At 68.3% G+C, this 15,408-nt stretch carries 13 protein-coding genes; 4 read left to right on the top strand and 9 right to left on the bottom strand.

What is annotated here, in order from left to right; translation table 11 throughout:
* Positions 1-4: 4 nt before the first annotated feature.
* Positions 5-328 carry a ferredoxin gene (gene fdxA, locus AC5592_RS21170; RefSeq protein ID WP_030514872.1) on the bottom strand — a complete coding sequence of 108 codons (324 nt, stop codon included), beginning with the start codon at positions 326-328 and terminating at the stop codon, positions 5-7.
* A 229-nt stretch (positions 329-557) separates the two neighbouring features.
* Positions 558-3,170: a bifunctional FO biosynthesis protein CofGH gene (locus tag AC5592_RS21165; protein WP_084506968.1), complete on the bottom strand. Its 2,613-nt coding sequence runs from the start codon at positions 3,168-3,170 to the stop codon at positions 558-560.
* Between the two features lie 186 nt (positions 3,171-3,356).
* Here AC5592_RS21165 and AC5592_RS21160 point away from each other — a divergent pair, with 186 nt between their 5' ends.
* From AC5592_RS21160 to AC5592_RS21145, 4 genes are all read left to right on the top strand, one after another.
* Entirely contained in the window at positions 3,357-4,217 is an 861-nt protein-coding gene (locus AC5592_RS21160) for an LLM class F420-dependent oxidoreductase (protein ID WP_063065215.1), read from the top strand.
* A 70-nt stretch (positions 4,218-4,287) separates the two neighbouring features.
* Positions 4,288-4,803 carry a PH domain-containing protein gene (locus tag AC5592_RS21155; RefSeq protein ID WP_063065214.1) on the top strand — a complete coding sequence of 172 codons (516 nt, stop codon included), beginning with the start codon at positions 4,288-4,290 and terminating at the stop codon, positions 4,801-4,803.
* 47 nt (positions 4,804-4,850) lie between these two features.
* Positions 4,851-6,464, top strand: coding sequence for a PH domain-containing protein (locus tag AC5592_RS21150; protein ID WP_063065250.1), 1,614 nt, complete (start codon positions 4,851-4,853; stop codon positions 6,462-6,464).
* A gap of 101 nt (positions 6,465-6,565) precedes the next feature.
* Positions 6,566-8,521 carry a GMC family oxidoreductase gene (locus AC5592_RS21145; protein WP_063065213.1) on the top strand — a complete coding sequence of 652 codons (1,956 nt, stop codon included), beginning with the start codon at positions 6,566-6,568 and terminating at the stop codon, positions 8,519-8,521.
* A 6-nt stretch (positions 8,522-8,527) separates the two neighbouring features.
* Here AC5592_RS21145 and AC5592_RS21140 read toward each other — a convergent pair whose 3' ends face one another.
* The 7 genes from AC5592_RS21140 to AC5592_RS21110 form a co-directional block, all read right to left on the bottom strand.
* Positions 8,528-8,893, bottom strand: coding sequence for a DUF742 domain-containing protein (locus tag AC5592_RS21140; RefSeq protein ID WP_036504873.1), 366 nt, complete (start codon positions 8,891-8,893; stop codon positions 8,528-8,530).
* 6 nt (positions 8,894-8,899) lie between these two features.
* The gene (locus AC5592_RS21135) at positions 8,900-9,289 is read right to left on the bottom strand and encodes a roadblock/LC7 domain-containing protein (protein WP_030514865.1); all 390 of its coding nucleotides are present in this window, start codon (positions 9,287-9,289) and stop codon (positions 8,900-8,902) included.
* The gene (locus tag AC5592_RS21130; RefSeq protein WP_232329479.1) at positions 9,282-11,777 is read right to left on the bottom strand and encodes a sensor histidine kinase; all 2,496 of its coding nucleotides are present in this window, start codon (positions 11,775-11,777) and stop codon (positions 9,282-9,284) included. The genes AC5592_RS21135 and AC5592_RS21130 overlap by 8 nt, the downstream gene beginning before the upstream one ends.
* A gap of 254 nt (positions 11,778-12,031) precedes the next feature.
* Positions 12,032-12,466, bottom strand: a complete 435-nt coding sequence (locus AC5592_RS21125) for a hypothetical protein (protein ID WP_083871212.1) — start codon at positions 12,464-12,466, stop codon at positions 12,032-12,034.
* Positions 12,463-12,621, bottom strand: a complete 159-nt coding sequence (locus AC5592_RS21120; RefSeq protein ID WP_167331885.1) for a hypothetical protein — start codon at positions 12,619-12,621, stop codon at positions 12,463-12,465. Before AC5592_RS21120 ends, AC5592_RS21125 begins: the two co-directional genes overlap by 4 nt.
* A gap of 60 nt (positions 12,622-12,681) precedes the next feature.
* The gene (gene mshB, locus AC5592_RS21115) at positions 12,682-13,581 is read right to left on the bottom strand and encodes an N-acetyl-1-D-myo-inositol-2-amino-2-deoxy-alpha-D-glucopyranoside deacetylase (protein ID WP_232329478.1); all 900 of its coding nucleotides are present in this window, start codon (positions 13,579-13,581) and stop codon (positions 12,682-12,684) included.
* Positions 13,578-15,359: an ABC transporter family substrate-binding protein gene (locus AC5592_RS21110; RefSeq protein ID WP_232329477.1), complete on the bottom strand. Its 1,782-nt coding sequence runs from the start codon at positions 15,357-15,359 to the stop codon at positions 13,578-13,580. Before AC5592_RS21110 ends, mshB begins: the two co-directional genes overlap by 4 nt.
* Positions 15,360-15,408 lie beyond the last annotated feature (49 nt).

Here is a 15,408-nt window from a genome sequence, read left to right as displayed (position 1 = left end):
CTACCTACTCGTTCGCCATCGGCGGCAGCGCGGCGATGAACGGCACGTCGTAGTCGGTCTTGCCGACCTTGGTCGCGCCGCCGGGCGAGCCGAGGTCGTCGAAGAAGTCGACGTTGGCGTTGATGTACCCGCTCCACTGATCCGGGGTGTCGTCCTCGTAGAAGATCGCTTCCACCGGGCACACCGGCTCACATGCACCACAGTCCACGCACTCGTCGGGTTGGATGTACAGCATGCGATTGCCCTCGTAGATGCAGTCCACGGGGCATTCCTCGATGCACGCCTTGTCCTTCACGTCAACGCACGGTTCAGCGATGATGTACGGCACTGCCGTTCTCCTAGTCTGTCCTTGCCTGCGGGACACTTCCGCCCGCGCAACAGTATCCCGGCGACTCACATTACAACTGGTCAGCCTTGCCTAACTTGTCGATCCCGGCGGGATGCGACACACCGTGTCCGACGGTGTTCTCCAGACCGGTTCGCCGGGGCGGCCGGTGTGCGCGACGCCGCCTCCGGAGTTCCGCGACTCCGGTGCCGGAAGCGGCGCCGCGCCGCGATCAGCCGACCGTCAGCGGCAGGGCCGACACCTGGTGTTCCGGTATTCCGTAAGTGGTGGTGCGCTCCCGCACCGGGCGACCGATCCCGGCGCCGATCTCGACCAGTTCGGCCACCGACTTCGCCGAGCCGTGCTCCGATCCGGCCATCCGGGAAATAGTCTCCTCCATCAACGTACCGCCCAGATCGTTGGCGCCGCCGTTGAGCATCACCTGGGTGCCGGTGATACCCAGTTTCACCCAGCTGGTCTGGATATTGGCGATACGCCCGTGCAGCATGATGCGCGCCAGTGCGTGCGCCGCGCGGTTGTCCCGGATCGTCGGCCCCGGCCGCGACGCGCCCGCCAGATACAGCGGCGCGCTCTGGTGCACGAACGGCAACAACACGAATTCGGTGAACCCACCGGTCTCGTCCTGAATGCCGCGCAGCACCCGCAGGTGGCCGACCCAGTGCTTCGGATTGTCGACGTGGCCGTACATCATCGTCGAACTCGACCGAATGCCGAGTTTGTGCGCGGTGGTGATGACGTCGATCCACGCCGAGGTGGGCAGCTTGCCCTTGGTGAGCACCCAGCGCACCTCGTCGTCGAGGATTTCCGCGGCGGTGCCCGGAATCGTATCCAGCCCGGCCTCTTTCAGCGCCGAGAGCCAATCGTGCACGCTCTGCCCGCCGCGCGAGGCGCCGTTGACGATCTCCATCGGACTGAACGCGTGCACATGCATCGACGGCACCCGCTTCTTGACCGCCCGCACCAGATCGGCATACCCGGTGACCGGCAGGTCGGGGTCGATGCCGCCCTGCATACACACCTCGGTGGCGCCCTCCACATACGCTTCCCAGGCGCGTTCGGCCACCTCGTCGGCGGACAGGGTGAACGCGTCGGCATCGCCCTTGCGCTGCGCGAACGCGCAGAATCGGCAGCCGGTGTAGCAGATGTTGGTGAAGTTGATATTCCGGTTCACCACGTAGGTGACGTCGTCGCCGACGGTGTCGCGGCGCAGTTGATCGGCCAGGGCGGCGATGGCGTCGAGTTCCGCGCCGTCGGCGGTGGCCAGCGCCAGGTATTGGTCGTCGGTGAGCCCGGCCGGATCCTTCTCCGCGGCACGCAGCGCGCTCAGCACGTCGGTATCGAGCTTCACCGGTGCGCTGAGCGAAAGTACTTGTTCCCGAACGGTTTCCCAGTCGCCGAAGGCGCCGAAGCCGTCGCTGTCCAGCCCGGAATCGCTGCGGGACTCGGTGTTGCGGCCCTCGGTGTCGATGGCGGTGTTGAGATCCACCCGGCCCAGCGACTCCCAGGACTGGTCGGGTTCCTGCCACGGGTGCCCGGACGGATTCACATCGCGAGCCAGCCCGGTGCGCGGATCGGCCAGTGCGGCAACATGTCCCAGCACGCGCGGGTCGATCCAGGGATTGCCGGCGAGCACATATTTCGGATGCGCCGTCAATCGCTCGGTCAGCGTGTAACCGGCCTGTGCGGTCACCTCGGCGAGCACCTCGAGATTCGGCCACGGCCGCTCCGGATTCACATGATCCGGAGTCAGTGGCGACACCCCGCCCCAGTCGTCGATACCGGCGTCGATCAGGGCCCGGCACTCGTCGAGCGACACCAGATTCGGCGGGGCCTGAATCCGCATCTTGGGCCCGAGCAGCAGCCGGGTCACCGCGATCGTGGCGCGGAACTCCGCCAGATCGGCGTCGGGGGTGTCGCGCATGGCGGTATCGGACTTGGCCAGGAAGTTCTGCACGATCACCTCCTGCACATGTCCGAACGCCTTGTGCGACTTGCGGATCGCGAGGATCGAGTCGACGCGCTCGGCGTAGGTCTCACCGATGCCGACGAGGATGCCGGTGGTGAACGGAATGCTCAGCCGCCCCGCATCGGTGAGGGCACGCAGCCGCACCTGCGGATCCTTGTCCGGGCTGCCGTAATGCGCCTGACCACGCTCGGTGAACAGGCGCTCGGAGGTGGTTTCCAGCATCATGCCCATCGACGGGGCGACCGGCTTGAGCCGCGACATCTCCGCCCAGCTCATCACCCCCGGGTTCAGATGCGGCAGCAGACCGGTTTCCTCGAGCACCCGGATCGACATGGCGCGCACATAGTCGAGCGTGGAATCGTAGCCACGCTCGTCCAGCCACTGCCGCGCCTCCGGCCAGCGATCCTCCGGGCGGTCACCCAGCGTGAAAAGCGCTTCCTTACAACCCAATTCGGCACCCTTGCGGGCGATCTCGAGCACCTCGTCGGGTTCCAGATACATGCCGTGACCTTCGGCGCGCAGCTTGCCGGGCACCGTCACGAACGTGCAGTAATGACATTTGTCGCGACACAGGCGGGTGAGCGGAATGAACACCTTGCGCGAATAGGTGATGGGCAGGGTGTCCCCGGAATACGTCTCCCGCAATCCCGCGTCCCGCACCCGCACCGCGGACGCGGACAGATCCTCGAGATCCGCACCGCGTGCGTGCAGGAGCACCACGGCCTCGTCGAGATTGAGCGTCGCCCCGTCACGCGCACGCCGCAAGGCTCTGCGCATGGCCGAAGAACTCGGCGGAACGGGCGGTACACCAGGAGTCGGTAGCCCAGTGTGCGGTTGTTCGTTCACGCCGTCGATCATGCGCCAACCATCCGAGTGTTCTCCCTTCGGTGCCCTGTGACGTGAGACAACCCGGGGGCCTTCGCGGGTTATTCCTGCTTCCGGCGACCAGTTTGCCTCCGGGAATACAGCGTCCACGACTGTGCTGGTGAGAGCGCTACCGGCTAAAATTCCGGTCCCACCGGAAACAGACGAGGCGGCGATGCCATGCGATTCGGGTTGCACGGTCTGGGAATCGGCTCCGGATCCCGGCCGGAGATCATCGACGCGACCGCGCGGCAGGCCGAACGCCGCGGCTTCGGCACGCTGTGGTGCGGCGAGCACGTCGTGATGGTCGACGATTCGTCGTCCACCTACCCCTATTCCGACGACGGCCGCATCGCCGTCCCGGCCACCGCCGACTGGCTCGATCCGTTCACCTGCCTGACCTACGCCGCCGCGGTCACCTCGACCATCCACCTGGCCACCGGCGTCGTCCTCCTTCCCGAGCACAACCCGGTGATCACGGCGAAACAGGCCGCGTCCCTGGACCGGCTCAGCGCGGGCCGATTCCGCCTCGGCATCGGAATCGGCTGGTCCGAGGACGAGTTCGACGCGCTGGGCATCCCCTTCGCGGGGCGAGCCGCACGCACCGCCGACTACGTCCACGCCATCCGAACCCTGTGGCGCGACGACCCGGCGACCTACACCTCCGAACACGTCTCCTTCCGCACCATCCGCGTCAACCCGAAACCCACGCAAACCCACCTGCCGATCCTCGTCGGCGGAAACAGCGACCGCGCACTGCGGCGAGTGGCCGCCTGGGGAGACGGCTGGTACGGCTTCAATCTCGACACCGTGTCGACAGTCCGCGACCGCCTCCGCCTCCTGACCCGGTTCTGCGTCGACGTCGGCCGCGACATCGCCGAACTGCACCTGGCCGTGGCACTACGCGACCCGACCCGCGCGGACGTCGCCGAACTGGGCGACCTCGGCGTCACCGAACTCGTTCTGGTGGATACCCCGCCGGAGAGCCCGGACGAGTGCATCGATTGGGTAGACGGGCTCGCGGACCGCTGGATCACCTGATCGCGCCGGATCACCGAACCCGGCAAACGGCTTCACCGGCCGCGCCCGGATCCATGTCACGATGGCTGGTATGACCCGGTCGCCGGAAGATTCGCCCGCGCGCACGATCTTGGCGGCGCCGGCGTGGCGGCCCAGTCGGCGGGCTCCGCTGTTGTGGGCGGCCGGGCCGGCGATTTTCTGGGCGTTCGTGCTGGTGGGCGGGCTCGTGTGGGTGGCGCTGGACGGTTCGCATCGAGGGTGGGCGCTGGCTCTGGTGGCGGCGACGGTGGTTTCGGCGGGCTTCAGCGTGGTGGTCGTGCCGATGTGGCGGTATGCCGTGCATCGGTGGGAGGTGACCGAGAGCGCGGTGTATACGCGGACGGGCTGGTTCAACCAGGAGAGCCGGGTCGCGCCGATTACGCGGGTGCAGACGGTGGATACGCATCGCGGGCCGTTGGAGCGGATGTTCGGGTTGGCGACGGTCACGGTGACCACGGCGTCGTCGGCGGGCGCGGTGCGGATCGCGGCGCTGGATCTGGAGGTGGCAGAGCGGACGGTGAATCGGCTGACCGATATCGCGGCGATTCATCGGGAGGATGCGACGTGAGCGATTCGCCGGTGGGCGTGGCGGCCGACGATTGGCGACGGCTGGATATGCGGATGCTGCTCGTGCATCCGGTGCGGGAATTGTTCAAATACATTCCGGTGCTGCTGGGCGCGGTGATCGTGGGAACCCAGAGCGGCGGGCCGGCGTGGAGTCCGGTGGCGGTGGCGACGGTGATCGTGGCGTTCGCGTTGACGCGGTGGTTCACCACCAGTTACCGGGTCGGCGCCGATACCGTGGAGCTGCGCCGGGGCCTGCTGCAGCGGCGGACCTTGACGGTGCCGCGGTCGCGGATTCGGTCGGTGGACGTGCATGCGGACCTGATGCATCGGCTGCTCGGGTTGGTGGTGCTGGTCATCGGTACCGGACAGCATGCCGATCGGGAGAAGCGTTTTCATCTCGACGGGGTGGATGCGCGGCAGGTGCCCGAGCTGCGGGCATTGCTGTTGCGGCCGGCCGAGAACACGCAGCCCGACCCAGGCCGTCCGACGCGAACCGACCAGGTCCACAACGGGATCGGTGCCGGACGGGCCGCACTGCAGCGAGCCTTGAACGGCGGCGAATCCGGCGCGCTCGCGGACGACGCGATCGAGATCGGCCATTGGCGGCCGCGCTGGGTCCGCTACGCTCCGCTGTCGCTGACCGGCCTGGCCATCGTCGGACCCGTGATCGGCCTGGCCGCGAAGGTCGGCGTCGCCGATGTGCTGGTGCATTCCGAAGCCGTGCGGGACCTCACCGAGCACAGTGCGGTGTTCATCGCCCTCGCCGTGACGGGTGCGGTCGTGGTGCTGCTGGTGATCGCGGCCATTGCCGCGTGCATCCGATATCTCACAACGTATTTCGGTCTGCGGGTGCTCGACGACGGCACAGCGCTGCATATCCGCAGCGGCCTGTTCACCACCCGCCAGACCACGCTCGATCTCTCGCGACTGCGCGGTGCGACCGTCAAGGAACCTCTGCTCCTCCGGCTGGCCGGCGGCGCCGAACTCGAAGCGATCATGACCGGCACCAGCCCGCGCCAGAAGTTGCTCCCCCAGGCCCCGCGCGCCGCCGTCGACCGCACCCTGGCCCAGCTTCTCACCAGCCGTTCTCGCCGCAGAACCGCTGCGATCAACCACGCTGCGCCACAACAACTCTGGGACGACCCCGCAACCGCCGCTGCTCCCGCGTCGGTAACACTCGAACAGCACGGCCCGCGGGCGCGACGACGGCGATACACCCGCGCCTTCATTCCAGTGTGGATTCTTCTCGCCGCCTTGGCCGCGATACTCCTTGCCGGACTGGATGTTCCACCGTGGGCATGGATCGTTCCGGCGATCGCCGCGCTCACGGCGGCAGCCCTCGCACACGATCGATATCGCGGATTGGGGCATGCGGTGATCCCGTCGGACGGTGAGCGTCCGGTCTGGCTGATCACGCGGCGCGGGGCGCTCGACCGCGACCGTGACTGCCTGGAGGCGCCGGGCGTGATCGGGTGGACCGTCCGGCAGACCTTTTTCCAGCGGCGGGCGGGGCTGGCGACGGTGATCGCGGCCAGTGCGGCGGGGAAGAAGAAATACAGCATCGTGGATCTGCCCATCGAACGGGCATGGGCGCTGATCGACCAGGTGACGCCCGGGATCCTGCATGTAACCGACAGTTCTCCTACGCAAACGCTGATCTGACCCCGGAATCGGGCCCATATCTGCGAGTATGTTTCGCATAAGTGAGCACAGATTCGCTCACCGTGATACAACTCACCCAGTGGTGTGAAAGGTGAGCTTTTATGGATCCGACAGTGAAGCAGCGCGCAGCTTTGGGCCTGATCTGCGATACGTTCACTCCGGGCGACGGGCTGAGTCTGCCGTCGGCGACAGAGCTCGGCTCCGTGGCGACGGTCTTCGACATCCTGAGCCGCAACCCTCGCCCCGCCGAGAGCAAACAGCTCGCCACCCTGCTCGATCTGTGGGATTCCCGATTGGCGGGGTTGCTGCTCGGCAACCGTGGCCGGCGCTTCTCGTCGCTGACCGCCGACGAGCGCGAGCGCACCCTCCTGCGCCTCGGCGATTCCCGAATCGCGGTGAAGCGCACCGTGTTCCAGGCGCTCAAGCAGGCCGCTCTGCTGTCCTACAACGTCACACCCGGCCCCACCGGCAGCCACCCGCTGTGGAAGGCCATCGACTATCCGGGCCCGCCCGGCATCCTCGCCTCGGCTCCGGCCCCCGCCTTGTCCGTGCTGCGTCCGACCGAACCGACCGCGTTGACCTGCGATGTGGTCATCGTCGGCTCCGGGGCAGGCGGTGGCACCGCAGCCGCCGTACTCGCCGAGGCGGGTCTCGACGTGATCGTGCTCGAACGCGGAAACTATTACGACGACCGGGATTTCGGCGCCGGCGAACTCGACGCCCTGCTCAACCTCTACGCCCCCGGCCCGCCCGCCACCAGTGAAGGTCAGATCACCCTCGTCGCGGGCACCTGCCTGGGCGGCGGCACGGTGGTCAACTGGAGCACATCGCTGCCCACCCCGGACGAGGTGCGCGCCGAATGGGCCGGACTCGGTGCGACCCAGTTCGCGCAGGACGAATACACCGCCGCCCTCGACGCGGTGACCGGGCGTCTCGGCGTCAACGATCGCCACTCCCCGCTCTCGGCGCGCGACAGCGTGCTAGAACGCGGCGCCACCGCTCTGGGCTGGCATATCGACACCCTGCCCCGCAATGTCGGCGACGCCTGCGATGCCGGCGTCGAATGCGGCCGCTGCCCCTACGGCTGCCGCGTCGGCGCCAAACAGTCGGTCACCAAGACCTGGCTCGCCGATGCCGCGGCACACGGCGCGCGGTTCGTGGTCGACGCGAACGTGCGGCGCATCCTCGTGAACAACGGTCGCGCCGAAGGCGTTTCGGCCGTCGGCTCGAACGGCGCCCCGATCGAGGTGCGGGCCCGCGCGGTGGTCGTGGCCGCGGGCGCGGTGCAGACCCCGGCGCTGCTGAAGCGATCGGGCCTGCGCAACAAGAACATCGGCAACTATCTGCGACTGCATCCCGCGGCGGCGGTCTTCGGCGTCTTCGACGAGCCGATCCGGCCGTGGGAGGGCGGTATGCAGGCGCGGATCAGCCGTCAGCACCGCGATCTGGACGGCAACGGTTACGGCGTCATCTACGAGACCGGTCCCATCCATCCCGGTATGGGCGTCGGCTTCATGAACTGGCGCGGCGCCGCGGCCTACCGGGCGAATCTGCTGGAGTTGAACAGGTCGGTGGCGCTGGGAGTGATCACCCGCGACCGCGACCACGGCAGTGTCGGCGTCGACAAGAACGGCGAACCGGTGGTTTCCTACCGGCTCTCGGAGCACGATCGCGGCCATCTGCACACCGGAATCACCGGCGCCGCGCAGATTCTCGAGGCCGCCGGGGCACGCCGCATCTATTCCGGACAGCAGGCCGGCCCCGCCTACGAGCCCGGCCGCACCGGATCGCACGCCGAATTCGCCGCCGCCTGCGCCGCCGCCGGTTACGAGCCCGGACAGTGCGCGATGGGCGCGCTGCACATCATGGGTTCGGCGCGGATGGGCGGTGCACCGGACATGTCGGCGGTCGACCCCGACGGCGCCACCTGGGATGTGAAGAACATCGTCGTCGCCGACGCGTCCTGCTTCCCCACCGCCTCCGGAGTGAATCCGATGGTCTCGATCGAGGCGATCGCCTACATGAACGCGAAACGCCTTGCGGCGCGGCTGCACTGAGCGTGGTCAGAGCCCTCGAATGCCGTCCAGCAGCGCCTGCAGCAGCCCGACGTCGGATGCCTCGTCCTGACGGGGCTGGCGGTATTCGAGGCGGCCGTCGTCGATCAGATCGCCGACGAGCACCTTCGTCATGGTCAGCGGAAGTTCCAGCCGCGCGGCGACTTCCGCGACCGACTGCGGTGTGCGGCACAGCTCAACGATGGCGGCGTATTCGGGTTCGTGGCGGCGCAGCGCCGCGCCCCGGCCGATATCGACGATCAGGGTCAGCATATCCAGTTCCGGCCGGTTGCTGCGGCCACGCCCCTGCGTGACCGCGTACAACCGGACCAGTGGTCCGGCCTCGTCGTCGAACCAGGCGTCACCGTCGTTCACGGTGACTCATCGTCGGTCGACGGCGAGATGTGAACCGACCCGCTGCACGGTCTGGTTCATCGCGTACGCGACCATGCCCAGGTCGGCGTTGTCCGCGGCCAGCAGGCCCAAGCACGCGTTGTCACCCGCGGCGGTGATGAACAGCACCGCCCGGTCTAGTTCCACCATGGTCTGGCAGACACCGCCGGCGTCGAAATGATGTCCGGCGCTGCGGGCCAGGCTGTGCAGCGCGGAAGCCATCGCGCAGAACCGCTCGGCATCGGAGTTCTCCAGCTCCGAGGAGTTGCCCAGCAGCAGTCCGTCGGTGGACAGCAATACCGCGTAGCGGACCCCGGTGAGACCCTTCACCAGATCGTCGAGCAGCCAGCCGACGTCACTTCGGTTGGGATTAGCCATCTTCACCCTCGTCTGTGTCGAAATGGGATGCCGTGGAGCCGGTTTCGGCAGCGGGTCGGCGGCCCTGCCGGGTGCCCTGCTCGACGGCGCTGATCAGGTTGCGAGCTTGGTCGGCGGTGCGTCGCCGAACGGTATTCGTACCGGCCGCGGGCGTCTCGTCGCGATCGGCCGAGCGCACCCGGCGCGGCAGCGGCGGGCGGCCCTCCCCGGCCCGGACCACGCCCGGGCTGGTCACCGGCGCGCCGAACACTCCGGTCGCGGGGGCGGACTCGATACGCTCCGAGGCCGAGGTGAACCAGGCCGAGCGGCGTGAGCCGAGGTCCGGATCCGCGGCGGGCGGCGTCGCGACGTCGGTCGCCGGCGGAACATCCTCGGCGACAATCACTTCCGCACGGGCGGCGGACGCATCGGTCACCGGCCCCAGCACGGCGAACTCCCCGGTGGCGGGTCCCGGATCCTCGAAGTCCGTACCGTTCACCTCACCGGCTTCCAGCACCGGCGTGCCGATGAGCACCACCGCGCGCACGCCGCCGTACACCGATTCGCGCAACTTCACCGAAATACCGTGCCGGTTGGCCAGTTTCGCGACCACGAACAGGCCGAGCCGGGTGTCGGTGGACAGTGCCGCCACACTGAATTCCGGTGGGTGCGACAGCATTTCGTTGCGCCGGTCGAGTTCGTCGGCGGTCATACCCAGACCCTGGTCGACGATCTCCACCGCGACACCGCGTCCCACTACGGCGGCGTGCACCTCCACCCGCGCCTGCGGCGGCGAATACGAGGTGGCGTTGTCCATCAGCTCGGCCAGCAGGTGGATCAGGTCGGCGACCGCGGTGCCCATCACCCGGGTGCGCGGAATACGGCCGATGCGAATCCTGGTGTAGTCCAGACTTTCCGCGACCGCACCGCGAATCACCTCGATCAGCGGAACCGGATTGCGCCAGCGCCGGCCCGGCTGTTTGCCGCCGAGGATGATCAGGTTCTCGGCGTTGCGGCGGGCGCGGGTCGCCAAATGGTCGAGCTGGAACAGCAATTCGAGCTGGTCGGCGTTCTCCTCACGCCGCTCGGCCTGGTCCAGCAGAGCCAGCTGGCGATGTACCAGCGCCTGGCTGCGATGGGCGATATCCAGGAAGATCGTGTTGATACCGGCGCGGGTATTCGATTCCGCGACCGCGGCCGACACCGCCGCCACCTGCGCCCGGTTGAACGCCTGCGCGACCTGGCCGAGTTCGTCGGAACCGAAGTCCAGCCGCGACACCTCCGTCGGGGCATCCACCGTCTCACCGGCCGATACCCGGCGCATGATGTCGGGCAGCCGCTCATCGGCCAATTCCAGTGTGTCGCGGCGCAATCGGCGCATCCGGCCGATGAACCGGTTCGCCAGCACCAGCGAGGCGAGGAAGGCCAGGATCGACACCAGCAACACCGCACCACCGCCGGCCAGCGATCCGATGGCGGTGCGGTCACCCTGATCCCGCGCCTCGGCGTGCGCGTCCCGGCTCTTGTCCTGCCACAGCGTCAGCAGTCCGGAGCCGAGCTGGTCCGAGCTGTCCTGCCAGGCCTGCACGGTCATCGGCAGCGGTTTCGCGGATTGCCGGCTCGAGCGCGACCGCGTGGTATCGCCGGTCCGCGTGGTCGGCTCGGAATCGTCGGTGGCCGCCATCGGACCGCGCGCGGCTACCGCGTCGGCCATCTCGTTCATCTGGGCCCACGCCGGGCTGTCCACGATCGCCTGGAGCTGATCCGCGCGTTCTCCCTTCAGCACCGACCGCGAATAGGCGATCTGGCCGCGGAATTCACCCAGGAAGTTGGTGTACTGGGTCCACTGCGCGGGCGTCGAAGTACCTGTCACCAGGAATAATTCACCGAGTGCGGTGGCTTCGGACAGCGCCTCCGCGGCGCGCATCACCTCGACGGCGTAGCCGAGCTGGACGGCGATGCCGGCATCCGGCGCGACCCGGGCAGCCAGCATCGAGGCATCGATGATCGCCGCGGTGAAACGGCTGAACAGCCCGAAGACCTGATCGGCCGGCGCCTGGCCGGAATCGATGCCGCGCCGCACCAGCGGCAACTGCGCGAGCAGCTGACCGTAGGCGGCGATATCGGCTGCGGAGTTGTCCGGATTCATCTTCTGCGCCTCGTCGCCCTTGGCGGTGAGGGCGGCCAGCGCCGCATCCGAGCGCTGCCGCGCGGCCGCCAATTGTGCTGCGGCGCCGGGATCGCCCGCCAGTTGCAGCATCGAGAGCCGGCGCTCCTCACCGAAGGTCTCCATGATGGCGACCGCGGGAGCGGCGGTGCTGCTGGCCAATTCGGCCCACTGCCGGGCATCGCGGCCCGACCGCACCAGATACGACGCCGCGCCCACACCGATGGCGAGCAGCGTCACGCTGGAGATCAGCACGATGGCGAGCAGGCGCACACGCACGCTGACCCGCCCGCGCACACCCCGGCTCATCAGGCCGAGCCAGCGCGAATCCTTCGTGTTCACAGGCAATCCAGGAAGCTTCGACCACTCAACCACGGGTGATCTTCCTGTTGTCGGGCGACGTCCGCGCGCATTCGGATCTCGGCGCACCCGAGCCAACCGGCCAGCTGAGCAACCGGCCCCCACTTCCTAACCACACCACCCGCCGGGCGGCAGAACCACAGATAACGCCTGAGAGACTAACCGACCCTCCGGCCCGCTACAGCCGTTCGCCGATATCTCTTTCCGGCAAGACCTTCCGGACGACCGGCACCGGTTCAGAGTGTGGCGGGGGTGACTTTCGGACGCAGGAACGCCCGCCGGAACAGATACAAACCCACCGGCACGATGCCGCAGGCCAGCAGCAGCGGCGAGGTCCAGGAGTCGGTCAGCAGCACATCGCCGCCGGGCCCGGTGGTGGAGCAGATCAGGAATCCGAACAGCCACGCGATCACCGGCAGGCCCATCGCGGCCGGGCGCGACACGACCACACCCATCCCGCGCACCAGCAGCACGTTCACCACCGCGGCGACGAGGGCTGCGATCGGGAAAGGCGTGGCGCCGATGTAGAGCGGCAGATACAGCACCTCGAGCACCACCGAGAGCAACCCGTCGAACACCAGGACCGCGGCCAGCACGCCGCCGAGCACCGGCCAGGCATACTTCGACCCGCCGGGCACATAGGCGGTCCGGCTGGTCGTCGCGGCCGTCACGGTACCGGCGGGAAGCCGAGCAGGGTCAACAGATGACTCTGCATATCGACGAATCCGTAGAGCACCGACAGGTACAGATCGTGCTGCGCCTGCCAGTTCGGCTTCTGGCTCTCGACGAACGCGACGATGGCGTCCTGCAGGCTCCAGTTGTACATGCCCAGCAGTCTAAGCCGACCCACCCATGATTCGACCAGCCCGAGGGCCGGCTGCCGCGGTCAATCCAGTCCGGCGAACAGATCGTCCTCGTGTCCGTCCGGGCCGACCGGCCCGGTACGCCCACGCACCAGCACGTAATGCTCCTCCGGCAGTACCGGCTGGGCGATGTTGTTCGACAGCGCGAATTCGCGGCCCGACGGCGCGACGGTGACCTGGGTGGCATGTGCGCGCAGGGCGGCGCGTTTGGCCGCCAGCACGGCCGAGACGTCGATCGTGGTGGTCACCGTCTCACTCGCCACACACGCCAGCTCGCCGACCGCCGGCAGCCGCCAACCGCTCGGCAGCGCCCCGGGCAGGCGGTCGACGGTGCGGCGGGCCAAGGCCTCGGTATGCCGGCGCAGTACGTCGGCATCGGTCACCGTCCAGTACACCTTCGGTGTGTCCCAACCCTTTTCAGCCGCCGCGGCCACCGCGTCCATGGTGACCCGATGGGCGCGCACATGGTCCGGATGGCCGTAGCCGCCGCGCGGGTCGTAGCCGACCACCACGCGCGGGCGCAGCCGCAGCAGCACCTCGCTCAACTCCGCCACCGCGGCGGGGCCGGAATCGACGAAGGCACGCGGATGCGTCGGCACCATGGGCTGGGGATCCGCGGTCGTCCCGCTCATCCCGGAATCGCGCCAGCGGCCCGCCCCGCCGAGAAAATGCGGCGCGTCGACACCGAGGGCGGCCAGTGCGGCGGTCAGCTCGTGGATGCGAAACCCGCCCAGCTGATCGGCGTGGGCGCTGGTCAGCTGCTGCCACTGCTCCCCGATGACCTCGCCCTCCTCACCGAGCGTGCAGGTCACCACGGTCACCGGAACCCCGCGGGCCCGGTAGTGCGCGATGGTGCCGCCGGTGGTGATCGACTCGTCGTCGGGATGGGCGTGTACCAGAACCAGACCGCCGGTTCCGGTCACGACAGCCGCCGCCAGGTACTCGCACCGCCGAAGATCCCGACCTGGATCGAACCGCTCAGCGAGACCCCGTCCATCCGCGAACTCGCCGCGGCGACACCGGTGTCCTGCACGATCGGCAACACCGTGGCCAGATCCCACAGCCTCGGCTCCGCGTCACCGATCGCCTTGGGCACATCCACACCGCGCAGCGCCGCATCGATCTGCGGTTGCAGCGACGGATCGCAGATCCCCGACACATTGCTCGGCGCCTTGCGGATGGCATCGATCTGCGACGTGTCCTGCTGACCGGGCGCGGCCACCGGTGGGCAGCCGTAGCGCGAGGACAGGATCGTCGCCGGATCCTCTCCGGCCCGCTCCCAGCCGACCACCGCGTCGACGGTCCCGTCCGCCAGATCCTTGCCGTAGAGCTCGTCGGCGGGCAGGCTGCGCACCGACGCATCGATTCCGGCGCTGCGCAGCTGGTCGGCGGCGGTATTCGCGACCGCCAGCGTGGTCGGATCCTTGTCCACCGCGCCGATCCGGATCGTCAGGGTCCGGCCGTTCTTGGCGACCGGGCGCGGCTGCGGCGCCGGCGACGTCGTCGGATTGCCCGATGCGGGAGTCTCGGGCGCACGGCCGAATCCGGCCTCGGCCAGCAGCCCGAACGCCTGATCGGGAGACGGCCGCGGCGGCGCCGTCGGCGCATACCCCGGATCCGAGGGGGCCAGGATCTGCGCCCGCACCGGATCCACCCACGCACCCGTCTCGGCGCCGACCGAGGCCAGCAACGCCGGATCGAGCAGACCCAGCACCGCGTGGCGCACGCGCGGATCGGACAGATCCCCGTTCCGCCCGTTCAGCACCAGCTGCATTTCCCGCGCCTGCGGCATGATCGCGGTCCGTACCTGCGGGATCGCCGCCAGCTGCGCCTGCGTCGCGACACCGCCGTGCACCAGCGCCATCTGCGCGTCACCCGCGCGCAGCGATTCGGCCAGCTGCGCCGGAGTGCCGCCACGCCGCAACAGAATCTGATCCGGCACCGCCGGAGTACCCCAGTAGCGGTCGTTGCGTTCGAGCAGGATCTCCTCGCGGCCCGCATCGGCCTGCTTCACCCGGAACTGCCCGCCGGAAATCGGATTCTGATCGATCAGGCCACGCTCCACGGCGAGCGCCCGCTGAAATCCACCGGGCGCGTCCTTCAGCAGATGCGACGGCAGCAGATCCGAAAACAGTTGCCGCCAAGCCGGATACGGCTGACTCATCGTCACCGTGACCGTCTTGCCGCCCTCCGAGGACTTCACATCGTTGATCAACCGGTAACCCGCCGGATCCACCACCCCGGGCTGGCTGATCATCTGCTGCCACAGATACCGGAAATCCTCGGCCGCGATCGGCGCACCGTCCGACCACGACGCCTGATTCTGAATCTTGTAGGTCAGCGTGAACAGATCCGGCTGCGACGGATCGGACGGCGTCACATCCGCCGACACCATCAACGCCGCATCCGGAACCCAATCCGTACCCCCCGGCACCGTCGGCGACGGGACCGGACGAAACGGACTCGGAAACACCAGCGAGGCAACGGCATTCGTCGCCGGCGACTGATTCGACCGCAGATGCGGATTGAATCCGATCCCGATATCGTCCACGGCCACCACCACCGTGGACTTCGTCGGCGTCGCCGGGGTCGTCTTCGGACTGTCGGTGCTCTCGATCGGCGGCGGCGGATTGGCGGTGCACGCGGTGAGCACCCCGAGCGCCAGCATCAGCACCAAGACCACGCGCCGCCCTGCACGCATTCGAACTCCCGACATCACGGCTCGTACTCTAATGTTCTTGGCCTCCGCT

Origin of the sequence: Nocardia violaceofusca NBRC 14427, from assembly GCF_963869435.1 — a bacterium.
Taxonomy (GTDB): Bacteria; Actinomycetota; Actinomycetes; order Mycobacteriales; family Mycobacteriaceae; genus Nocardia; species Nocardia aobensis.
The sequence above is the reverse complement of the archived record's forward strand: the minus strand, read 5'-3'. Positions and strand labels throughout refer to the sequence as shown.

What these genes read in the sequence shown, in the direction of transcription:
- AC5592_RS21165 (WP_084506968.1), bottom strand. Translation starts at nt 3,170, where the DNA reads ATGATCGACGGCGTGAACGAACAACCGCACACTGGGCTACCGACTCCT.
- AC5592_RS21160 (WP_063065215.1), top strand. Translation starts at nt 3,357, where the DNA reads ATGCGATTCGGGTTGCACGGTCTGGGAATCGGCTCCGGATCCCGGCCG.
- AC5592_RS21155 (WP_063065214.1), top strand. Translation starts at nt 4,288, where the DNA reads ATGACCCGGTCGCCGGAAGATTCGCCCGCGCGCACGATCTTGGCGGCG.
- AC5592_RS21150 (WP_063065250.1), top strand. Translation starts at nt 4,851, where the DNA reads ATGCGGATGCTGCTCGTGCATCCGGTGCGGGAATTGTTCAAATACATT.
- AC5592_RS21145 (WP_063065213.1), top strand. Translation starts at nt 6,566, where the DNA reads ATGGATCCGACAGTGAAGCAGCGCGCAGCTTTGGGCCTGATCTGCGAT.
- AC5592_RS21135 (WP_030514865.1), bottom strand. Translation starts at nt 9,289, where the DNA reads ATGGCTAATCCCAACCGAAGTGACGTCGGCTGGCTGCTCGACGATCTG.
- AC5592_RS21120 (WP_167331885.1), bottom strand. Translation starts at nt 12,621, where the DNA reads ATGTACAACTGGAGCCTGCAGGACGCCATCGTCGCGTTCGTCGAGAGC.
- AC5592_RS21110 (WP_232329477.1), bottom strand. Translation starts at nt 15,359, where the DNA reads ATGCGTGCAGGGCGGCGCGTGGTCTTGGTGCTGATGCTGGCGCTCGGG.